This window comes from Ruegeria sp. AM9 (genome assembly GCF_056540565.1).
The window spans coordinates 1-549 of record NZ_JBQFWY010000059.1 but is presented as its reverse complement, the minus strand read 5'-3'; the positions used below and the strand labels follow the sequence as shown (position 1 = coordinate 549).

The 549-nt window shown below is 59.0% G+C and carries 1 pseudogene; it reads left to right on the top strand.

Features of this window, described 5'->3' with window-relative positions:
- Positions 1 to 26 precede the first annotated feature (26 nt).
- A pseudogene (locus ACR0DO_RS19575) lies at positions 27 to 549 on the top strand (C4-dicarboxylate ABC transporter); the annotation flags it as partial.

Below are 549 nucleotides of genomic sequence, written 5' to 3'. Positions count from 1 at the left end.
GTCCGAAACATCCCGGAGGAGAATTTATGAAAAAGACCCTGACCAGCCTTGCAGTCGCTGCCAGCTTGATCGCCGCACCTGCACTCGCCGCCGACAAGTTGCTGCTGAAAACACCTATCGCCTTCTCGACCGAACTGCCGGGTCTGGGCTCGCCAATTCCGCGCGTAGCCGAGCAGCTGCAGCTGATGTCGGGCGGCACGCTGAAGATGAAGGTCTATGAGCCGGGCAAGCTGGTTCCGCCATTTGAAATTCTGGATGCGGTGTCGACCGGCAAGATCAACTCAGGTTACACCACCGCCGGTTACTGGGCCGGTAAAATCCCCGCCGCACCGCTGTTCTCGGCCGTTCCGTTTGGCCCCGAAGCCGGCGAATACATGGCCTGGATGTATTACGGAAACGGTCGCGCGTTGTATCAGGAAATGTACGACCAGGCGGGCTACAATGTACACGTCATGCCCTGCGCAATCATTGCCCCGGAAACCTCGGGCTGGTTCGCAACCGAGATCAACAGCCCCGAAGACCTGGACGGCCTGAAGATGCGCTTCTTTG